The organism is Streptomyces sp. NPDC008238 (assembly GCF_042956445.1).
In the GTDB taxonomy this organism is placed as follows: Bacteria; Actinomycetota; Actinomycetes; order Streptomycetales; family Streptomycetaceae; genus Actinacidiphila.
The window spans coordinates 181,398-202,425 of the sequence record NZ_JBIBGK010000012.1 but is presented as its reverse complement, the minus strand read 5'-3'; the positions used below and the strand labels follow the sequence as shown (position 1 = coordinate 202,425).

Below are 21,028 nucleotides of genomic sequence, written 5' to 3'. Positions count from 1 at the left end.
GTGTGACGGCCCCTCAGGAAGCCGACCCGCCCCACACGGGGGCCGTGTCCTGCCATGATGTGATGCGCACGAATGTCGCATTGCTGGGGGACCACGTGACGCTGACCATCGGTGGCGCGCTGCGCGAGCTGCGCACGGCCCAGAAGTCCGCCAAGGGCGTGTCGCTGTACTCGCGCCACGTCAACCGTCCGGCCGGCCGGGTGCTCGCCGCCGGCGCCTACCGCGCCGGGCTGACGCCCAACCAGGTCACCCTGGTCAGCGCCGTTTTCAGCCTGGCCGCCGTGGCGGCCCTGGCCCTGGCCCGGCCCTCCTGGCCGCTGGCACTGACCGTGTACCTCGGGCTCGTCGTCGGCTTCGCCTTCGACTCCGCGGACGGACAGCTCGCCCGCCTGCTCGGGAGGGGCAGCCCGGCGGGGGAGTGGCTGGACCACGTGGTGGACGCCGGGAAGATCACCGCGATCCACGCGGCCGTCCTGATCTCCTTCCACCGCTTCTTCGACCTGCCCTCCGAGGGCTGGCTGCTGCTGCCGCTCGGCTTCCAGTTCGTCGCCGTACTGACCTTCAGCGGCGGCCTGCTGGCGGACAAGCTCAAGCCGAAGCCCCCCGCGGCCGGGCAGGCGGCCCCGGCCGCCGCGCCGTCACGGCTGCGCGCGGTCGCGTTGCTGCCCGTCGACTACGGGGTGTTCTGCCTGGTGTTCCTCACCCTCGGGGCGCCGCGGGTCTTCCTCGCCGCGTACACCGCGCTGTTCGCGGTGCACACGCTCTTCCTCGTCGCCTTCCTCGCGAAATGGTTCCGCGAGCTGAGCGCGTCCGCTGCTAGCATCGAGGCATGATCGCGAACCCGTACCACCGGCGAATGACGGCCCCCACCCGGGGCCGCTGACACCGGACGCGTCCGCGTCTTCCGAGGCCCCCTTCCGGGGCCTCGATCCTTTTGCGCGTCGGAGCCCCGCCCCCGTTACTCCCGGAGGTTCCGATGACCGCACCCCAGACGTCCCGTTTCTACGTCACCACCACGATCCCGTACGTCAACGCCCGCCCCCACCTGGGCTTCGCGCTCGAACTGGTCCAGGCGGACGTGCTCGCCCGGCACCACCGCAAGCGCGGCGAACCGGTGCGCTTCCTCAGCGGCACGGACGACAACTCGCTGAAGAACGTGCTGGCCGCCGAGGCAGAGGGCATCCCCGTCCAGGACCTGGTGGACCGCAACGCGGCCGCGTTCGCCGCGCTGGACGCACCGCTCGCGCTCTCCCTGGACGACTTCATCCGCACCAGCCGCGACCCCCGCCACCGTGCCGGCGTGGAGCGCCTGTGGCGGCGCTGCGCCGCGGCGGGCGACCTCTACCGGGAGCACTACGAGGGGCTGTACTGCGTGGGCTGCGAGCAGTTCTACACCCCGGACGACCTGGTCGGCGGGTGCTGCGCCGAGCACGGCACCGAGCCGCAGACCGTCGCTGAGGAGAACTGGTTCTTCCGGCTCTCCCGCCACACCGACGCGCTGCGTGCGCTGATCGAGGACGGCCGGCTGCGCATCGAACCGGCCGCGCGCCGCAACGAGGTGCTCGCCCTGCTCGCGCGCGGACTGCGCGACTTCTCCGTCTCCCGCTCCCAGAGCCGGGCCCGCGGCTGGGGCATCCCGGTGCCCGGCGACCCGGGGCAGGTGATCTACGTCTGGTGGGACGCGCTCGGCAACTACGTCACCAGCCTCGGCTACGGCGGCCCCGAGGGGGAGGGCGACGGCGCGTACGACCGGTGGTGGGCGGGCGACGGGCGCCGCGTGCACCTGGTGGGCAAGGGCGTACTGCGCTTCCACGCCGTGTACTGGCCCGCGATGCTCCTGTCGGCCGGGCTGCCGCTGCCCACGGACATCCTCGTCCACGACTACCTGACGGTGGAGGGGCGCAAGATCAGCAAGTCGGCAGGCCCGGCCGTCGACCCGGAGGAACTCGCCGCCGAGCACGGCACCGACGCCGTGCGCTGGTGGCTGCTGCGCGAGGTGCCGCGGGTCGGCGACGCCGACTTCACCCGCGAACGACTGGTCGCCCGCGCCGACGCGGACCTGGCCGGAGGGCTCGGCAACCTGGTGCACCGGGTGGTGACCATGGTCCACCGGTTCCGTGACGGCGTCGTCCCCACGGCGGACGGGCCCGGCGAGCCCGGCACGGAAGGCGTGGTGACGGTGTGTCAGGAGGTGCCGGAGGCGGTCGCGGCGGCGCTGCACGACGTGGACTTCCGGCGTGCCGCGGCCGCCGTGTGGCGGATCGTCGACGAGGCCAACCGCTGCATCGACGAGACCCGGCCCTGGGAACTGGCCCGCGCCGAGCGCCGCCACCGCAGCGCCTCCGCCGGACACCGCCTCGACGCGGTCCTGGCCGCCCTCGTGCACGCCTGCCGCACCCTCGCCGGCGAGCTGGAACCCTTCCTCCCGGACGCCGCGGCCCTGATCGCCCGCCGCTGCGCCCCCGGCTCCGACGGCCGCCTCCCGTCCCCCGCCCCGCTGTTCCCCCACTCCACCCACCGGCACCCCGCCCCGACGCCGGGGCCGTGAGGCGGGCACGCCCGCGCGGGGCGGCGGACGGGTGGCCCGGCTTCAGGCGCCGGAGCGGGTCTCCTCTCCGGCGGTTCGGTCTCGTCGCCGTCCGCGGGTGCTTCGGGGTGCTGCCCGGGGAGTGAGACCGGGCTCTGTTTCGCTGTCCGTACCGGTGAAAGCGGGCCCGATCTCGCCCGGACTGCCCTGCAGCACCTCGAAGCAGCCGCAGACGCAGGTAACGGCGGGCGCGCCCACCGCCGGGAGTAGGCGTGGTCACCGGCCATCTGCACCCGCGGGAGGCGACGAGACCCGAGGCCGATGGAAAGGTGACCCGCTCCGGCGCCTGAACGCCCGCCACGTGCCTAGCCGCGCACAGCAGACAAGGTGATGCCCCACCCTCCCGTCCGCAGCCCGCGTCGGTGCGAGCGGAGGGAGCGAGACGGGACCCGTCACCCGCCACGGAACGGGGCCGGAGCCCCGGCGGGCGCTACGCGGGGGCCGGTTCGGGGCGGGTTTCGGGGTCGTCCGCCGGGGCGGCCTCGCGGCGGACGACGGCGATGCGGGCCCAGAGGACCAGGGCCTTGAGGGCCGAGCCGAGGGCGAGGCCCCAGGCGGCGCCGAGGACCCCGCCGAGGGCGTAGCCGCCGATCATGAAGGCGACCGAGGCGAGGGAGAAGACCACCTGGATCGGCAGGGTGGCCTTCGGGCGCAGGACGCGGAGGGTGAGCAGGGCGCTGGTGCCGGCGGCGATGGCGGCGTACTGCGTGCCCGTGGCGGGCAGCAGGCGGGACGCCGCCGACCAGGTCTCGCCGAGGAGTTCACGGCCGGCGCGGTCCGGCAGCGCCATGAGGACGGCCGTCCAGCCGGCGGCGACGCCCGCGAGGACGCCGGCGAGGACGGCGGTGGCCCGGACCTGGCCGCGCATGCCCGGGACCCGGTTGAGAAGCGGGGGCCCGAAGGCGGTGGCGGAGTTGAAGAGGACGTTCATCGGGCCGAAGAGCGTCGTCGTACCGCGCAGCGCGCCCACCGCGAGCGGGCTGGCGAACACGCCGAGGCCGACCACCGCGAGCTGGCTGGAGGCGTTGCCCACGCCGTACTCGACGACGAAGCGCTGCCCGAGGTGGCCGCGGCGCACGAAGCGCCGCAGGTCGGCCCGGGTGCCGCGCAGCCGGGGGGCCAGCAGGGCCGCGCCGGCGAGCAGCGCGGGAACCGCGGACAGCCCCCACACCGCCACCAGCCGGGCGGGCCCGGCGCCGTGCGGCTGCAGGGCGAGCGCGGGGAGCGCGACGGCCAGCCGCAGCACGTCGCTGGTGAGGGCGAGGTGGGGCAGTCGCAGGGCCGAGAAGCAGTAGCGCAGCCCGTCCTGGGTGAGGACCAGCGGGAGCACCATGCCGAGCACGGCCAGCGCCCACGCCGTCTGCCCGGGGACGAAGGCGAGCACCGCCGCCATGGCCGCCCCGGCCACCGTGGACGCCACCGCGACGAAGGACGCCGCCGAACGGCAGGCGGCGGCCACCGAGGCCGGCCCGCCCCGCTCCAGCACCAGGGCCTGGCCGACGTACGACACGCTCACGCCCAGCAGCACGGAGAAGACGGTGTAGACCATCGAGAAGACCGAGAACCCCGCGGCGCTGGACAGCCGGGCGGCGACCACGAGCACCAGGATGTTCGTGAGCGCCGCCACGCCCTGGTCGAGCACGGAGCAGACGATCGCGGTCTTCGCGCCCGGCGCCGGGCGCACCGTCACCGGGTCACCGTGCGCAGCGGGATGGTGTCGGTGGTCGGCGCCGGGGTGTCGCCCGCGGAGGGGAGGGACGTCCTGGCCGTGGAGGTCGCCGCGACGCTCACGCCGCTGTCCGCGGAGGACGCGGTCCCGGCGGCCGGGACGGCGGCGGCCTCGGACCGCGCGGCGGCGGCGTTCCGCTTGCGCGCCGCCCTCCGCGCCCGCCGGGCCCACCAGCCGCGGCCGGGCGAAGTGTGCAGGACGGCACCCAGTACGGTGCTGCCGGCGCCGCTGATCAACTGGCGCACCCGGTCGAGGTCGGCGCGGTGCACCGCGTGCGGGTCGGCGACGACCAGGACGCCGTCGATGCGGTCGGCCAGCGCGAGCGCGTCGGCGTAGGTGAGGACGGCGGGGGCCAGCACGATCACCGCGGCGCCCGGGGCGTCCGCCTCCGCGAACAGCCGGCTGGTCGCCGACGAGGTCAGCGCCCGGGCCACGTTGCGCACCCGGCGTCCCGGCACGAGGTCGAAGGAGCCGGACTCGCCCGCGTCGATGGGTACTTGGAGGCCGGCCGGCCAGCCGCCCTCGCTCAGGTGCGGGGAGCGGGCCCAGCCGGGCCGGGAGCCGTCGGCCGAGCGCAGCCGCGCCGACAGCCCGGGGGTGCGCAGGTCGGCCTCGACCAGCAGCACCTCCATGCCCATCTCGGCGAAGGACGCGGACAGGTTGACGGCGACGGAGGCGGCCGCGTCGCCGGTGCCGCGCGGGGCGACCACCAGCAGCCGGCGGTGCTCGGCGAACCGCTGGTCGTACGCGAGCCGGAAGGCGACCGAGCGGAACTCCTCGGCGAGCCGGGGGTCGGCGTTGTCGACGGCGAGCAGCGGGCCGCCCTTGCCGCGCGGCAGGGTGCCCAGCACCGGTGCGCGCAGCGCCCGCACCACGTCGCCCTCGGAGCGCGCGGTGGGGTCGAAGACCAGCCGTACCCAGGCGGCCAGCAGGCCGATGGCGACACCGACGAGCGCGCCGAGGCCGAGCATCATGGGCAGCCCGGGCCCGGAGGCCGCCGCCGGCGGGGAGGCGACCCGGATCCACTTGCCGGGCGTGGTGTCGAGGGTCTGCAACCGGGTGATGTTGGTGCTGAGTTCGGAGATGCGGCCGACGAGGGTGGCCTGCACGGTGGTGGCCGCGTCGAGGGTGGGGCCCTCGCCCAGCCGCAGGATCTGCTCGTCGAGCTCCTTGCGCTGCTTGACCACCGGGTCGAGCTGCTTGCGCAGGTTGTGGACGGTGTTCTTGATCGTGTTCTCGGTGGCCTCCCGGCGCGCGTCCATGAACGCCTGGGTGAGCGCGTTGGCGCGGCGGGCCGCCTGGTCCGGGTCGCTGTAGGTGTACGCGAAGCGCAGCACCAGTGTGTTGGGCGGGTTGGTGACCTGGAGGTCGGACTGGAGTGCGGAGACGGAACGTTGCGGCAGGTGCAGCTTCTTGGCGGCGCGCTTGGCGATCTCGTTGCTCATCGCCGTCTGCCGTTCGGTGCCGATGTTGATCGCCTTGTCGGGCGCCGTGCCGCCGGCCGCGAACTCGTCGACGGTGGCGGCCCTCAGCACGACCTCGCTGGTCGCCACATAGGTGTCCTTGCCGGAGACGGCCAGGTATCCGCCGCCGAGCAGCCCGATCAGCACACCGACCACCAGCAGCGCGCGGTAGCGGACGAGCTGGCGGAACTGGTCGCGCAGGAGGTCCGGTTCGTCGTGGGCCTCGGACATCTGCGATGCGTGCGGTTGATCACTCACGTGCGTGGAACCCCCCATACGTCCGACCCCTCAGGATCGACAGCTTCTGCGGCCGTGTCCAGTGCCTCCGCGAGGAGCGCGCTGATCCGTGACAGTCCGGCCTCGCGACTCAGGTGCGCCGTCACGTACGCGGGCCCCCGGGCCCCGAGTTCGGCGGCGGCCTCCGGGTCCTGGGCGAGGGCGCGCACGGCCTTCAGGAACGCCCCCGGGTCCTCCGGTTCCACCAGCAGTCCGGCCTCGGATCGCAGCACCTCCTGCGCGGTGCCGCCCTCCGCGGCGACGGAGGCGACCACCGGCCGCCCGGTGGCGAAGTAGGAGGTCAGCTTGGACGGGATGCTCATGTCCAGCACCGAGGCGCGCTGGGTGACCGCCAGGACGTCGGCGGCGGCCAGCACGTCGGGGAAGTCCGCGTCGTCGGCGGGCGGCGCGAACTCCAGGTTCGGCACGTCCGCCGCGAGGTCCCGCAGGTGCTCGCGCTGGTTGCCGTCGCCCATCAGGACGATCCGCACCGAGGGGTCGAGACGGGCCGCCTCGACCAGCACCTCCAGGCCCTGCTTGAGCCCCATGTTGCCGGAGTGCAGCACGACCGTCTGCTCCCGGCCCCAGCCCAGCCGGGCCCTGGTCTCCTCGCGCGGCCGCGAGGGGCGCGCCACGTGCGACCAGTTGGGGACCAGCCGGATGCGCCCGCGGTCCACCCCCATCGCGGCGACCTTGTCCACGAAGCTCTCGTGGATCACCCCGACCAGGGTGGCCCGCTTCAGCGCGTACGCCTCCACGGCCCCGGCGGCGGCCGCCGCCCGGTCACCGCCGCGGATGCCGCTCTGCGCGGCGGCGGCGCCCATCAGGTCCTGGACGATCGGCACGTACGGCACCTTGTGCCGGGCGGCGATGCGCGCGCCGACCACACCCCCGGCCAGGCTCGGCATCTGCGCCACCACCGCGTCCGGCCGGACGCGGGGTGCCGCGACGAGCCCGTGGGCGAGGACCGAGGCCTCGAACAGGGCGCGTGTGAGGGCCGTTTGACGCGGTGGCACGGTGTGCCGCCTGCGGTGCACGCGCACCCCGGCGCGCCGCTCCTCGATCCGCCAGACGCCTTTGTACGCCGGGTCGAGCCGCCACGACGGGTAGTGCGGCATGCCGGCCAGGACGTGGACCTCGGCGCCTCCGCCGTCCGCGGCCGCCCAGTGCTCGGCGATCTGCGTGGCGTACGGGCCGATGCCGGTGTGCTCGGGCGCGTAGTTGGTGGAGACGAGTAGCAGAGTGCGGCCCTTGAACTCGGGCACGGAAGGACCCCTTCCCCCCAGAAGTGACCAGATGCTCACCTTATCCGTTCACCAGAGAAACACACTGGCTTCACGCTAATGTCTGAGACTCCGCAACTCGCGGAACGGTTGTATTCCTGTGGGGGGATTCGCAACATGCACCGTGTGGGGTATGCACCTGGTGTCTACGACCTGTTCCACGTCGGCCACCTGAACATCCTGCGGCACGCCCGCAGTCAGTGCGACTACCTCGTCGCGGGAGTGGTCTCCGACGAGATGGCCGCGTTCGCCAAGGGGCGTACGCCGGTCGTACCGCTCGTCGAGCGGCTGGAGATCGTCCGCAGCGTGCGCTTCGTGGACGCGGCGTTCGTCGAGACCGTCCCGAACAAGCTGGAGACCTGGGAGCAGGTCCGGTTCGACGTCATCTTCAAGGGCGACGACTGGCGCGGCACCGAGAAGGGGGCCAGGCTCGAGCGCGACTTCGCCACGGTCGGCGTCGAGGTCGTCTACTTCCCGTACACGGTGCACACCTCCAGCACGCAACTGCGCCGCGCGCTCGACGCCCTGACCACCCCGGCGGCGGGCGCGGCCGGGCGCTGACCCGCCGCGCACGGCCCGAACGGCCCCCTCAGCGCAGCTGCTTGCGCTCGTCCGAGCGCAGGGTCGTGACGAGGGCGAAGCAGATCAGGGCGACCCCGATGCGGCCCGAGGCCTGGAGCAGCGGGCCGCGCAGGAGGATGAAGGAGTAGCCCGCGACGAGCGGGATGACGATCGCCATCACATTGCCCGGGCGCGGGTCCACCGAGGTGCGCAGGGCGTAGCGGCGGTCGCCGCGGGCGGCGAGGTAGCCGAGGGCGACGAAGCCCACGACCACGCCACCGGCCCCGAAGTCGATCCAGACCTCGGCCCACATGGGGGAGGAGAGGTTGACGTTCTTCATCCCCATCCACTGGCCGATCATGACGCCGGTGTCGCGGGGCTTGCCCTGCCAGACCGACCGCGGCACGAAGAAGAACGCGGAGCCGGCGAGCTGGCGGCCGTAGAAGTGGCCGGGGCCGGAGTCCGAGAAGGTGATGGTGTTGGCGAACATGCCGATCTGGTCGTAGTCCTTGATCGCCAGCGGTTCGAAGACGGACGTGGTCTGCACCGGCTTGTAGCCGTCGTCGTCGTAGCGGAAGCGGTCGGCGAACGGGAAGACGACCAGCGCCGCCAGCACGCCCAGCGCCAGGGCCGTCCGGTACATCGTGGGGCTCTTGGGGAAGGCCGTGAACAGGAACGAGAAGAGCACTGTCAGGAACCAGTAACGCGGGTTGCTGATGGGATTGTTGACGACGCCGTTGAGCAGCACCAGGGCACCCCAGGTGGCGATCACCAGCGGCCTGCGGCGGGCCCGCCGCGAGGTCACCAGCCAGCGGGTGAAGACCAGCAGCGCCAGCAGCGCGGGGACGGTGCCGAAGCCGCGCAGGAAGGCGGAACCGACGTTGGACTCCGCGGAGGCCGCGCCGTCCGCCCGGATCGTGTCGGTGATGGCCTGGCGGCTGCTGAAGAACACCGCGGGGCCGCCCAGTTTGGCCACCAGCAGCGCACTGCCGACGAAGGCGATCGCCACCAGCAGGAACACCCGCCTGCGGTGGAAGGAGGCGGAGCGGTCCCTGCGCCGGGCCCGGCGGATCGGCCGGTGCCGCGAGAGCAGGGCGCCGACGTCGAAGGCCGCGCAGCCGATCAGCACCAGCGCCACCGCGACCAGCAGGTCCGCCCGGGTGCCGACGACCGGCGTCGGCGTCTGGTCGAGGACGTCCTGCACGAGCGGGGCGACGCCCATCGCCACGTACACGAAGAGCCAGAACGAGCCCTGGATCAGCTTGCGGTGGGCCGTCAGCGCCATCACCGCCAGCCGGATGCCGGAGTAGCAGGTGAGCACCATCTGCAGCCAGAAGACGCCGTCGCGCACGCCCGGACCCGGTTGCACGGCGACCACCGCGGGCAGGAACAGGCCCAGCCCCAGGATCAGCGGTACGGCCAGCGCGCGGGAGAGCAGCGCCCGTGGCGAGACCGCCGGGACCTCGACGCCCCCCGCCGCCGCGCCCGTACCCGCCCGGCCCCCCGGCCCCGTCGGACCCCCCGGACCGCCGGGCCCGCGCGACGGGATTCCGCGCGGCTGGATTTCGTGTGCCTGAACGGCCATGCAACAGCCCCCCAACGATTCCCCTCGCGCAGTCTATAGATCCTGCCTCCCCGGAAGCGTGTCCACGGATAATCTGTGCGAACGGTGCCGGGGAGGGCACACGGGACGGGGGTTCTTGGGGGTGCGTCCGTGACGGCACGTGATCTGTCGGCCTTCACACTGGCCGGGTACGACAAGGGACGGGGCAAGGCCGTCCAGGCGCTGTGGTTCGCGGTGATGAACACCGTGTTCTCCGCCTGGTTCTGCCCGGCCCGGCTGCGGGTGGCCATCCTGCGGGCCTTCGGCGCCACCATCGGCGAGGGGGTGCTGATCCGGCACCGCGTCCGGGTGCTGTGGCCCTGGAAGCTGACGGTCGGCGACCGTGCGTGGATCGGCGAGGGCGCCTGGCTGCTCAACCTGGAACCCATCACGATCGGCAGCGACGTGTGCGTCTCCCAGGAGGCGCTGCTGTGCACCGGCAGCCACGACCACCGCACCGTCGACTTCCGTTACCGCAACGCGCCGATCACGGTGGAGGACGGCGCCTGGGTCGCCGCCCGCGCCGTCGTGCTCGCCGGGGTGACCGTGGGCCGCCACGCCGTCGTCGGCGCCGGCACCGTCCTGTCGAAGGACCTGCCCGAACTCACCCTGTACACCGCCGACGGCACCCGGACGCTCAAGGAGCCCCAGCCGTGAAGCAGCCGAAGCCGTGAAGCAGCCGAAGCCGTGAAGCAGCGCCAACCGTGAAGCAGCGCCAACCGTGAAGCAGCGCCAACCGTGAAGCAGCGCCAACCGTGAAGAACCGCAGCCGTGAAGGAGCGCCAGCCGTGAAGGTGCTGCACGTCGTCACCCTGCACACGCCCACCAACGCCTTCGGCGGCCCCACCCGGGTCGCCCTCAACCTCGCCCGGGGGCTGCGCGGCCGCGGTGTCGACGCCGAACTCGTCACCCTGGGCGACGGTTTCCCCGAGGGCGCGCTGCCGGAAGAGGTGGAGGGGGTGCCCGCGCGGATCTACCGGGCCCGGCACGTGCTGCCCCGCTTCGAGGTCTCCGGGATCACCTCGCCGTCCCTGCTCGCCGGTGCCACGCGGCTGGTGCGCTCGGCGGACGTCGTCCACGTCCACCTCATGCGCGACCTGATCACCCTGCCGGTCGCGATGGCCGCGCTGCGGTGCGGGCGGCCGCTGGTGCTGCAGACCCACGGGATGGTCGACCCCAGCGACAAGCCGCTGGCCAAGGTGCTCGACGCGCTCGCCACCAAGCGGCTGCTGCGCCGGGCCGACGCCGTGCTGCACCTGACGGAGTGGGAGCGCAGCGACCTGGAGGCGGTCGTGGGCGCGGGCAACCTGGCCCGTCCCGTACGGATGCCCAACGGCACCGCGCTGCACCAGCCGAGGGTCCGCAGCGGCCCGCCGACCGTGCTCTACCTGGCCCGCTTCCAGACCCGCAAGCGCCCCCGGGCCTTCGCGGAGGCGATCCCCGAGGTGCTGGAGCAGTACCCGGACGCCCGCTTCGTCCTCGCCGGACCGGACTCCGGCGAGCTGGCCGGCACCCTGGAGACCGTGCGCACGCTGGGCGTGGAGAAGTCCGTGCGGCACGTCGGCCCGCTCAGCCACGCCGAGGCGCTGGAGGCCTTCCGCGCGGCCGACGTCTACGTCCTGCCGTCCGTGGACGAGCCGTTCGCGATGTCGCTGCTGGAGTCGATGTCGGTGGGCACGCCCGTCGTCGTGCGGGAGTCCAACGGCCTCGCCCCCGACATCGAACGGGCCGGCGCCGGACGGGTCGTGCACCGCCCCGAGGACATCGGGAAGGCGGTCCTGGAACTGCTCGGGACGGAGGCGAACCAGACGGCCGCGCGGGCCGCCTGGCGCCTCATCCGGGACGAGCTCTCGCTCGACGCCGTCCTCGACGTCCTCCAGGAGGTGTACGGGACGGCTACGAAGGAACGTCCTCCCGCGTCTTCACCCCGATCTGCCAGCGGTAGAAGCTGAGCGCGAGGGCGTAGTCGAAGCCGGCGCGGCCGTCGAGGAAGCCGCGCCGGGCGAGGTAGGTGTAGCCGAAGAAGAGCAGCGGCTTGAACGGCACCTTCTGGAAGATCCGTCCCTGCCGCGTCTTCAGCCCCCGCACCTGCTCCTTGGCGCCCGGGTGGTGCTCCAGCCAGGCCTCCCAGTCCGAGTAGCGGTTGTGCCGGTCGAACCAGGTGCGCACGGGGTCCAGGTCGCGGTGCTCGATCCGGCCCCTGAGCTGCCCCACCGGCCCGTCCGCGCGCGGCTGGTAGTGGCCCTCCTGCTCGCCCATGCCGGGCGCGCCCAGGTCGTCGACCTCCGGGTACGCCACCCGGGTGCGGTCCAGCAGCGACCGCTTGACCACGGTGTGGCCGCGCCGCAGCGGCCGCCCGGCGAACCAGTACAGCAGCGGGATGTCGAAGGCCGCCGGCAGGACGGGCTGCCGTGCGAAGACCTCGCGGAGCTCGTCGATCAGCTCCGGCGTGGGCACCTCGTCCCCGTCGAGGAACAGCAGCCAGGGGATGTCCGGGTGGACGTTGTCCAGGCACCACTGCTTCTTCTTGGGGTACTTGCCGTCCCAGGTGTAGGGGACGACCTGGGCGCCCAGCGACTCGGCGATGGCGCGGGTGTCGTCGGTGCTGTCGGAGTCGACGACCACCACGGCCTCGAAGTGGTCGATGACCGAGCCCACCGTGGTGGCGATGTTCTCCGCCTCGTTCTTGGTGGGGATCGCCACCACGACCGGCAGCCTGCTCACGAGCTCCGTCATCGGCCCTCCCGTGCCCAGGCGAAACAGCCTCGCGAGTCGAAGGTCCTCGTGGCCGCGGTGATGGTGACCTTGTGGGTCGTGCCGGTTTTCGTCCCGGCCGTCCACGTGCAGTCCTTGGTGGGGGTCAGGGCGCGGTAGGTGCCGGGCACGACGACGCTGCCCGCCTTCGCCCTGGCGCCCACGGTGTAGGAGCCGTCGGCGAAGCCGGTCTCGGCGGCCGCCAGGACGTCGCGCTGGTCCGGGCACAGGTGCGTGACGGCGCCCTTGGCGCCGCCGATCTGCCCGGTGATGATGCCGCCGATCGCGGCGTCCTCGTCGACCTCGGCGACCCGGGCGATGCGGTCGCAGGTCTCCTGGCCCAGCTGCAGCACGGCCGCGGGGTCGGTGCCCTTGGGCACCCGGCCCGACAGGTAGCCCTTCTCCTTCTTGGTGAAGGAGCCGGTGGCCGGGGTCAGTTCGTCCTGGGGGAGCTTGGGCCCGCTCGGGACGGCGTCGGAGGCGGGGTCGGTGGGTGTGGTCGGTTCGGCGGAGATCGAGGCGGCGGCGGTCGGCGCGGGGGTGGGCGCGGCCGCGGCGTCCTTGCCGTCCGAACCGCCGGAGCAGCCGGTGAGCAGCACCGCCGCCGCCGTCACGAGGACGGCGGCGGCGGCGGTGGCGACCCGGCGGGGCGGGTGGGTCATCCGTTCTTCCCCAGGTTGTAGTGCTGGGCGATCTGCGACGCCGACAGCACGCTCGGGTAGATCGCGGTCTCGTCGATGGAGCCGGCGAAGTAGTTGCTCGTCGGGCGGCTGGTCCAGCCCGAGAGGTTGTCGCCGCCGACGTGCCAGTAGCCCACGTAGTCGTTGCCGCCGGTGATCAGGAAGTTCGACGCCTGGAGCGAGCCGTCGACGTACAGCCGCATGCCGTTCGAGCCCTGGGTGGCGACGACGTGGTGCCACTCGCCGTCGTTGTAGGCCCCGGAGCTGGTGATGGTGCGGTTGCTGCCGCTGCGCACCCCGAAGACCAGCCGGCCCGCGTTGGTCATGTAGACGTGCTTGTCGGTGGTGGCGCTGGCCTCCGTCGTCCGGTCGCCGAAGCCGACGATCTTGCCGCCGGTGGTGGTCGTCGTCCGGAACCAGGTCTCGATGCTGTACGCGGACGGCCGGTTGCGCTTGGCGTCGCTGTACGACCACTGCGTGGTGCCGTTGTAGGTCACGGCGGTGCTGGTGTTGCCGGCGAGCGCGCCGGGGCTGACGCCGCGGGTCGGGCCGCCGACGTGGTTGCCGCCGTCGTCGGCGGGCGAGTTGTCGGCGACGAAGGTGTTGGCGGTCTCGTTGTAGCGCCAGTACAGCGTGGCACCGTCGGCGAGCACCTGGGTCGGGTACGCCTCGGGGGTGGTCGCCGCGGTGACCGTCTGGGTCGGCGACTTGACGGTGGTGTTGGTGCCGTCGCTCGCGGTGACCCGGTAGGTGTAGGTGGCGCCCGCCGTCACGTCGGTGTCGGTCCAGGTCAGCTGCGGCCGCACCCATGGCAGCGAGGAGGCCGTCGTGGTGTACACGGGCGTGGCGGCGCCGTTCTTGTACGCGCGGTAGGTCAGCGAGCTGTCGTCCAGGTCCAGGCTGGTCTGGATGCGGACCTTGACCGAGCCCGGGGTGACGCTGGAGGCGTTGACGTTCGGGGTGGTCGGCACGCCGGTGTCCGGACCCGAGGAGAAGCGGGTCAGGCCCTGCTGGGCCACGCCGTTGACGGTGGTGAACTCGCCGCCGACCCACAGGTAGTCGGTGCCGCCGGACGAGGAGAGGGACATGGCGCGCGGGCCGATGCCCTCGCCCAGGCCGTCGTTGGTGTCGGGGAACCATCCCAGCTTCGCGGGGTTGTCGACGGACTCGGCGAGCAGGTGCTTGCGGCGCTGGTTCGGGTACTCGTTCATGGTGCTGCAGTCGTGCGCGTGCGAGCCGCTGTACAGCACGGACTTGTAGACCTCGACGGACTGGGTGGCGCCGAGGCAGGTGTCGCGCCAGCGCTGGTTGAAGTCGCTGAGGTTGAGCGCGATGCGGCCGTCGAAGACACCGCCGCCGGTGCCCTCGTTGCCCGTGTAGACCCCGGTGGCGTCGGTCGTGATGTCCTTGACGACCGACGTCGACGGGATGAAGGAGGACCCGTAGCCCTTCACCACGGCGCCGGTCGTCGCGTCGACCACGGCCAGGGCGTGCGAGGAGGTGCCGTTGACGCGGTCGAAGTCGCCGCCGATGACGACGTTCGCCCCGTCCGGGGTGATCTCCAGCGCACGGCCCGGCGCGTCGGCGTTGGCGGTGAAGGAGGTGACGTCGCCGGTGGTGGTGACGGCGGCGAAGTCGTCGTGCGGCTGGCCGTCGACGGAGCTGAAGTCGCCGCCCAGGTAGACGGTGTCGGCGGTGGCGGCCAGCGCCCGGACGGTGGCGTTGACCGCGACCGCGAAGTCCGTCCTGACGGTGCAGGTGGCGATGTCGATCGCGGCGAGGCTGCTGACCGGTGTGCCGTTGACCGCGCCGAAGAAGCCGCCCGCGTACAGCGTGGCCCCGTCCGGCGACACGGCGAGCGCCCGCACGGTCGCCGTGCCGGAGCCGACGGTGAAGGACAGCCTGCAGTCGGTGGGCGCGCCGGTCGCCGCGTCGAAGGCGGCGAAGTTGACCGCCTCCCGCTCGTTCGGACCGCCCGCCGCCTCTCCGGACGGGCGGACCGAGGAGAAGGTGCCGCCGGTGAAGACGGTGCCGTTCGCCTGCGCCATGGCGAAGACGATGCCGTTGGTCTGCCAGGTCGGCAGGCTGTCGGCCGTCAGCGCCACCGGCGGCGTCAGCGCCACCGCCGGCTGTGGCGCGACGGCCCCCGCCGCCAAAGACCCCGCCGCCATGGTCAAGGCGGCGGAGATGGATCTGAGCTTGCGCATGTGCCCCCCAAGGCCCCAATGCCCCCGAGCGTCCCACTTGGCCGCCCGTGCACCGCAGGGTATGGGTTGACATACGGCTGATGGACGGTGTTTGAAGAAAATGTGAGCACTAAGGTGCGCCGAATGTCAGTACGAGAACGGGGTGGTTGGCCGCCCCCGCCGCCTCGCTCGACCACAGCCACAGCGCGTCGGTGCCCGTGCTGGTCACCGCGAGGTCGTAGGAGCTGCCCAGCGCCCCGGCGAGCGCGCCGGCGTCCAGTGCCGTCTCGTACGTGCTCTGGGCCGCCGTGGCCCCGGTGAGCGTGCCGAGCGCCGAGGAGGACAGCGCGGGCCGGTTGGCGTACGTCACGCCGGTCTCCGTCCAGCTCCCGGTGACCGGGACGACGCTCGCGCTGTCGGCCGTCCCCGCGCTCGCGTCGGAGTTGGTGTGCACCCGCAGCCGCGCGCTCTTCAGCACCGTCCCGGCGGGTGCGGAGGGCAGGGCGAAACGCAGGTAGGTCAGGTACGCCGAGCTGCCGCGCACCGCCAGCGAGCCCGAGGTGCCGTAGTTGGACGACGGGGCGCCCGCGTTGACGTACGAGTCCTCGTTCGCCTCGACGGTGACCTCGGACTCCGGGGGAGTGCCGCCGCCCTCGGTACCCAGCGCGTGGTGGTCGGCGACCTGGGCGGCCGTCAGCACCGACGGGTAGACGGCCGTCTCGTCCAGTTGCCCGGCGAAGTAGTTGCTGGTGGGGCGGTTGGGCCAGCTGCTGAGGTTGTCGCCGCCGACCCTCCAGAAGCCCGAGTAGTTCTGGCTGGTGGTGGTCGGATCGGTGCCGGCGAGGGCGCCGTCCACGTACAGCCGCATGCCGCCGCTGCCCTGGGTGGCGACGACGTGGTGCCAGCCGCCGTCGTTGTAGGTGCCGGTGGTGGTGATGGTGCGGGCGCCGTTGTTGTACACCCCGAAGGCCAGGCGCCCGTTGTTGGTCATGTAGACGTGCTTGTCGTAGCTGCCGCTCAGGTTGTCGTCGACGTTGCGGTCGCCGAAGCCGATGAGCTTGCCGCCGGCCGTGGTCGTGGTCCGGAACCAGGTCTCGACGCTGTACGCGGCCGGGCGGCCGTGGCGGGCGTCGCTGTAGGCGTAGTCGTTGGTGCCGTTGAAGCCCATGGCGGTGCTTCCGGCGACGGCGCCCGGGGTCTGCCGGTACGACGGTCCGTTGAGGTAGACCGCGTTGTCGTCGCCGGGGGAGGAGTCGGCGCCGAACTGGCCGGAGGCCTCGTCGTAGCGCCAGTACAGCGTGGCACCGTCTGCGAGCACCCGGGCCGGGTACGCCTGGGCCGACGAGGCGGCGGTCACCGACTGGGCGGGGGACAGGGCGCTGGTGTTGGTGCCGTCGCTCGCGGTGACCCGGTACGAGTAGGTGCTGCCCGCGGTGACCGAGGTGTCGGTGAAGGTCAGCTGCGGGCGGGCCCACGGCAGGGAGGAACCGGTGGCCGTGTGGATCGGCGTGGTGGAGCCGTTGCGGTAGACGCGGTAGGTCAGCGGCCCGTCGTCCAGGTCGAGGCTGGTCCGCCAGCGCACGGAGACCTGGCCCGGCCGGATGCTCGCCACGTTCACCTCGGGCACGCTCGGCGCCCCGGTGTCCGGGCCGGAGGCGAAGCGGGTCAGGCCCTGCTGGGCGGCGCCGGCGACGGTGGTGAACTCCCCGCCCACCCACAGGTAGTCGGTGCCCCCGGAGGAGGCCACGGTCATCACCCGCGGGCCGAGGCCCTCGCCGATGCCGTCGTTGGTGTCCGGGAACCACGGCAGCAGCGTCGGGTCGTCCACCGACTGCGCGAGCAGGTGCTTGCGCCGCTGGTTGGGGAAGGCCCCCATGCTGCTGCAGTCGTGGGCGTGCGAACCGCTGTACAGCACGGTCCGGTAGACCTCGACGGACTGTGTGGCGCCAAGGCAGTTGTCCCGCCAGCGCTGCCCGAAGTCAGCGGTGTTCAGGGCGATGCGGCCGTCGAAGACACCGCCGCCGGTGCCCTCGTTGGCGGTGAAGACCGCGGTGGCGTCCGCGGTGAGGTCCTTGACCACCGACGTGGCCGGGATGAAGCCCACCGGGTAGGCCCTGGTCAGGGCGCCGGTGTCGGTGTCGACCACGGCCAGGGCGTGCGAGCCGGTGCCGCCGACGGTGTCGAAGTCACCGCCGATCACCGCGTGCGCGCCGTCCGGGCTCAGCTGGACGGCCCGGCCCGGCTTGTCCGCGCCCGGGTTCCAGGCGCGCAGCGCGCCGGCCGTCGACAGCGCCGCGAACCGCTGCCGGGACTGGCCCGCCACCGAGGTGAAGTCACCGCCCACGTACACGGTGTCGTCGCTGACGTCGATCGCCCGTACGGTCGCCGAGAAGGAGGGCCGGAAGGAGGCGATGGGCGTGCAGCTCGCGATGTCGATCGCGGCGAGGCTGCTGACGGCCACGCCGTTGACGGCGTTGAACCAGCCGCCCGCGTACAGCGTCCGCCCGTCCGGCGAGACCTCGAGAGCGCGTACGGTGGCGCTGCCCGAGCCGATGGTGAAGGAGAGCCGGCAACCGGTCGGGGCGCCGGTGGCGGCGTTGAACGCCGCGAAGTTCACGGCGGACTGCGTGGTGCCGCCGGAGCCGGAGGACCTGACGGTGGAGAAGGTCCCGCCCGCGAAGACCGTGCTCCCCTGGTGGGCCATCGCCCACACCACGCCGTTGGTCTGCCAGGTCGGCAGCGGGTCGGCGGTGATGGCCACGGGCGGTGTGAGCGCCCCGGCGGTCGGTGCCACCGCCACCCCGGCGCCCGCCAGCGATGCCGATGTCAGAACGAGTGCAGCGGAAAGTCTTCCCCAAGTGCGCATGAGCCCCCCAGCCCTTGCCGCCCCCGGCGGTGCGGGAACGGACCGCCTGCCCCGGCAGCGTACGCCGGGACAGGCGGTCCGGAGGAGACCCCGGCGGCCACTTTCGGCCTCCGGCGGTGTACGCGGGCGGCCCCCGGGGAGACGCGATCGAGGTGATCCGTCCCCGCCGGGGGCCGCACGTCGGGCAGGACGCCGTTATGAACCGAAGGTGAGCACCAGCCGCGGCCCGTTCGCCTGCGACGCCGCCTGACGCGACCAGAGCCACATGGCGTCGGTGCCCGTACTGGTCAGCGCCAGGGCGTAGGAGCCGCCCAGGGAGCCGCCGAGCTGGGAGACGTCCAGCGGCACCGTGTACGACGTCGACACCGTCGTCGCACCGCTCAGCGTGCCCAGCACGGTCGAGGACAGTGCCGGCCGGCTGTTGTACGCGACCCCGGTCTCCGTCCACGCGCCCGTGACGGGCACGACGGAGACGGTGTCGTTGGTGCCCGCCGTCGGGTCGCTGCTGGTCATGACCCGCAGCACGGCGCTCTTCAGGGTCTGGCCGGCCGGGGCCGGCGGCAGGCTGAAGCGCAGGTACGTCAGGTACGCCGAGCTGCCGCGGACGGCCAGCGAGCCCGAGGTGCCGTAGTTGGCGGAGGGGGCTCCGGCGTTGACGTAGGTGTCCTCGGCCGGGGTGAGCGTGGTGACGGTGTCGGCCGGGGCGCTCGCCAGGGCGAAGTGGTGGGCGACCTGGGTGGCCGTCAACACGGACGGGTAGACGGCGGTCTCGTCGATCTGCCCGCTGAAGTAGCCGCTGGAGGGCTGGTCCGGCCAGCCGTTGAGGTTGTCGCCGCCCGCTCGCCAGTAACCGGTGTAGTTCTCGTTGGAGGTCTGCGGGTTGCTGCCGGCGAGGGTGCCGTCGACGTACATCTTCATGCCGTCGGCGCCCTGGGTGGCCACCACGTGGTGCCAGGCGCCGTCGTTGTAGGCGGTGCCGCTCGTGATGGTGTTGGTGGCGCCGGTGTAGACGCCGAAGACCAGCCGCCCGTTGTTGGTCATGTAGACGTGCTTGTCGTACTGGCTGCTGGTGTCCGTGGTGGCGTTGCCGAAGCCGACGATCTTGCCGCCCGAGGTCGTGGTGGTCCTGAACCACGACTCCACGCTGAAGGCCGCCGGACGCGGGTGGCTGCGGTCGCTGTAGACCCACTGGCTGGAGCCGTTGAAGCCGATCGCCGTGCTGGAACCGCTGACCGCGCCCGGGCTCTGCCGGTACGACGGGCCGCCGACGTAGTCGCCGTTGTCGTCCGCGGGGGAGGCGTCGGCGGCGAAGGTGCCGCCGCTCTCGTCGTAGCGCCAGTACAGGTTGGCGCCGTCGGAGAGCACCGCCGCGGCGTAGCTGTTGCTGCCGCTCGCCACGGTGGCCGTGGCGGTGGAGGACAGCGGGCTGGTGTTGGTGCCGTCGCTCGCGCTGACCCGGTAGCTGTGGGTGGAGCCCACGGTCAGCCCGGTGTCGGTGAAGCTGAGCTGCGGCCGCACCCAGGGCAGCGAGTTGCCGGAGGTGGTGTACACCGGGGTGGCGGAGCCGTCCCGGTAGACCCTGTACGACAGCGCGCTGTCGTCGTCGTCCAGGCTCGCCTGCCAGCTCACCTTGACCTGCCCGGCCGCCAGGCTCGCCGCGCTCGCCTCCGGCGTCGTCGGGTTGCCGGTGTCGGGACCGTCGGAGAAGCGGGTCAGGCCCTGCTGCGGGGCGCCCTGGACGGTGGTGAACTCGCCGCCCACCCAGAGGTAGTCCCTGCCGCCCGTGGACGACACGGACATCACCCGCGGCCCGATGCTCTCCCCGAGGCCGTCGTTGGTGTCGGGGAACCAGCCGAGCAGCTTCGGGTCGTCCACCGACTGCGCCAGCAGGTGCTTGCGCCGCTGGTTGGGGAACTCGCCCATGCTGCTGCAGTCGTGCGCGTGCGAACCGCTGTACAGCACCGTCCGGTAGACCGCGAGCGACTGCGTCGCGCCGAGGCAGGTGTCGCGCCAGCGCTGGTCGAAGTCGCTGAGGTCGAAGGCGGTGCGGCCGTCGAAGACACCGCCGCCGGTGCCCTCGTTGGCCACGTACAGGCCCGTCGCGTCGTCCGTGATGTCCTTGACGACCGAGGTGGCCGGGAAGAAGCCCACCGGGTACGCCTTCGTCAGCGCGCCGGTTCCGGTGTCGACGACCGCCAGGGCGTGCGAGTTGCTGCCGCCGACGGTGTCGAAGTCACCGCCGATCATCACGTGGGAGCCGTCCCGGGCGGCCTGGACGGCCCGCCCGGGCTCGTCGCCCTGCGGGTCCCAGGGCTTGAGGGCCCCCGCGGTGGTCAGCGCCGCGAAGTACCGCCGGGACTGGCCGGCGACGGTGGTGAAGTCGCCGCCCATGTAGACGCTGTCCGCTGTCACGTCCAGCGCCCGTACGGTCGCGGAGATCCCCGGGTGGAAGGAGGCGACCGGCGTGCACGTCGCGATGTCGATGGCGGCCAGGCTGTTGACCTGGACGCCGTTGACGGCGCTGAAGTATCCACCCGCGTAGAGGGTGCCGCCGTCCGGCGAGACGGCCAGGGCGCGCACGGTGGCCGTGCTGCCCGGGCCGATCGTGAACGACAGCCGGCAGTCGGTCGGTGCGCCGGTCGCGGCGTCGAACGCCGCGAAGTTCACCGCGGACTGCTCGTTGGTGCCCGCGCCGCTGCCGGGCGGGCGGACGGTGGAGAAGGTGCCGCCGGCGAAGACGACCCCCTCCGACTGGGCCATCGCCCAGACGATGCCGTTGGTCTGCCAGGTCGGCAGTTCGTCCGCGGTCATCGCGACCGGCGGGGTGAGTGCGGTCGCGGCCGGAGCCGCGGCCACCCCCACCCCTGCCAGTGCCCCCGCCACCAGTGTCCCGGCGGCGGTCATCGCCCCAAGTCTTCGCATGTGCCCCCCAAGGCCTCACTCGTGCACAAGCGGCCCATTCGCCCGCCTGTGGACGGCAGCGTAGGGGTCTGTGAAGCTCCTCGCGTGAAAGTTTGACGAAATTGTGTTCACTCTTGGC

At 72.8% G+C, this 21,028-nt stretch carries 14 protein-coding genes; 5 read left to right on the top strand and 9 right to left on the bottom strand.

The features are described 5' to 3' along the window. Nucleotides 1-62 precede the first annotated feature (62 nt). The gene (locus ACFZAU_RS24555) at nt 63-833 is read left to right on the top strand and encodes a CDP-alcohol phosphatidyltransferase family protein (RefSeq protein ID WP_500553946.1); all 771 of its coding nucleotides are present in this window, start codon (nt 63-65) and stop codon (nt 831-833) included. A gap of 143 nt (nt 834-976) precedes the next feature. After that, entirely contained in the window at nt 977-2,548 is a 1,572-nt protein-coding gene (gene metG / locus ACFZAU_RS24550) for a methionine--tRNA ligase (RefSeq protein ID WP_500553945.1), read from the top strand. A gap of 469 nt (nt 2,549-3,017) precedes the next feature. Here the strand turns inward: metG and ACFZAU_RS24545 are convergent, their stop codons facing one another. From ACFZAU_RS24545 to ACFZAU_RS24535, 3 genes are read right to left on the bottom strand one after another with little or no spacing between them, the layout of a single operon-like run. Further along, a complete protein-coding gene (locus ACFZAU_RS24545; protein ID WP_500553944.1) occupies nt 3,018-4,277 on the bottom strand; it encodes an MATE family efflux transporter in 1,260 nt (419 codons plus the stop codon). Beyond that, a complete protein-coding gene (locus tag ACFZAU_RS24540) occupies nt 4,274-6,010 on the bottom strand; it encodes a tyrosine-protein kinase domain-containing protein (RefSeq protein WP_500553943.1) in 1,737 nt (578 codons plus the stop codon). The genes ACFZAU_RS24545 and ACFZAU_RS24540 overlap by 4 nt, the downstream gene beginning before the upstream one ends. Nucleotides 6,011-6,033: 23 nt before the next feature. Further along, on the bottom strand, nt 6,034-7,320 hold the full coding sequence (locus ACFZAU_RS24535) for a glycosyltransferase family 4 protein (protein WP_500459715.1): 1,287 nt from the start codon (nt 7,318-7,320) through the stop codon (nt 6,034-6,036). A gap of 135 nt (nt 7,321-7,455) precedes the next feature. On the opposite strand from ACFZAU_RS24535, the gene ACFZAU_RS24530 reads away from it, so the two are divergent. Further along, on the top strand, nt 7,456-7,899 hold the full coding sequence (locus tag ACFZAU_RS24530) for an FAD synthase family protein (protein ID WP_500553942.1): 444 nt from the start codon (nt 7,456-7,458) through the stop codon (nt 7,897-7,899). A gap of 28 nt (nt 7,900-7,927) precedes the next feature. On the opposite strand, the gene ACFZAU_RS24525 is transcribed toward ACFZAU_RS24530, so the two are convergent. After that, nucleotides 7,928-9,484: a hypothetical protein gene (locus ACFZAU_RS24525; RefSeq protein ID WP_500553941.1), complete on the bottom strand. Its 1,557-nt coding sequence runs from the start codon at nt 9,482-9,484 to the stop codon at nt 7,928-7,930. A gap of 129 nt (nt 9,485-9,613) precedes the next feature. Between ACFZAU_RS24525 and ACFZAU_RS24520 the strand changes: the two genes are divergently transcribed. Then, the gene (locus ACFZAU_RS24520) at nt 9,614-10,159 is read left to right on the top strand and encodes a WcaF family extracellular polysaccharide biosynthesis acetyltransferase (RefSeq protein WP_500553940.1); all 546 of its coding nucleotides are present in this window, start codon (nt 9,614-9,616) and stop codon (nt 10,157-10,159) included. Between the two features lie 131 nt (nt 10,160-10,290). Next, nucleotides 10,291-11,454, top strand: a complete 1,164-nt coding sequence (locus tag ACFZAU_RS24515; RefSeq protein WP_500553939.1) for a glycosyltransferase — start codon at nt 10,291-10,293, stop codon at nt 11,452-11,454. Here the strand turns inward: ACFZAU_RS24515 and ACFZAU_RS24510 are convergent. From ACFZAU_RS24510 to ACFZAU_RS24490, 5 genes are all read right to left on the bottom strand, one after another. Beyond that, nucleotides 11,399-12,238 carry a glycosyltransferase family 2 protein gene (locus ACFZAU_RS24510; protein ID WP_500459710.1) on the bottom strand — a complete coding sequence of 280 codons (840 nt, stop codon included), beginning with the start codon at nt 12,236-12,238 and terminating at the stop codon, nt 11,399-11,401. The two genes, ACFZAU_RS24515 and ACFZAU_RS24510, sit on opposite strands and share 56 nt — an antisense overlap. Continuing rightward, the gene (locus ACFZAU_RS24505; protein ID WP_500553938.1) at nt 12,235-12,918 is read right to left on the bottom strand and encodes a hypothetical protein; all 684 of its coding nucleotides are present in this window, start codon (nt 12,916-12,918) and stop codon (nt 12,235-12,237) included. Before ACFZAU_RS24505 ends, ACFZAU_RS24510 begins: the two co-directional genes overlap by 4 nt. Next, nucleotides 12,915-15,143, bottom strand: a complete 2,229-nt coding sequence (locus tag ACFZAU_RS24500) for a LamG domain-containing protein (RefSeq protein ID WP_500553937.1) — start codon at nt 15,141-15,143, stop codon at nt 12,915-12,917. The genes ACFZAU_RS24505 and ACFZAU_RS24500 overlap by 4 nt, the downstream gene beginning before the upstream one ends. A 109-nt stretch (nt 15,144-15,252) precedes the next feature. Next, nucleotides 15,253-17,988 (bottom strand): CBM96 family carbohydrate-binding protein, encoded by a 2,736-nt coding sequence (locus ACFZAU_RS24495; RefSeq protein ID WP_500553936.1) that lies wholly within the window; start codon nt 17,986-17,988, stop codon nt 15,253-15,255. 195 nt (nt 17,989-18,183) lie between these two features. Next, nucleotides 18,184-20,892 carry a CBM96 family carbohydrate-binding protein gene (locus ACFZAU_RS24490; RefSeq protein ID WP_500553935.1) on the bottom strand — a complete coding sequence of 903 codons (2,709 nt, stop codon included), beginning with the start codon at nt 20,890-20,892 and terminating at the stop codon, nt 18,184-18,186. Nucleotides 20,893-21,028 lie beyond the last annotated feature (136 nt).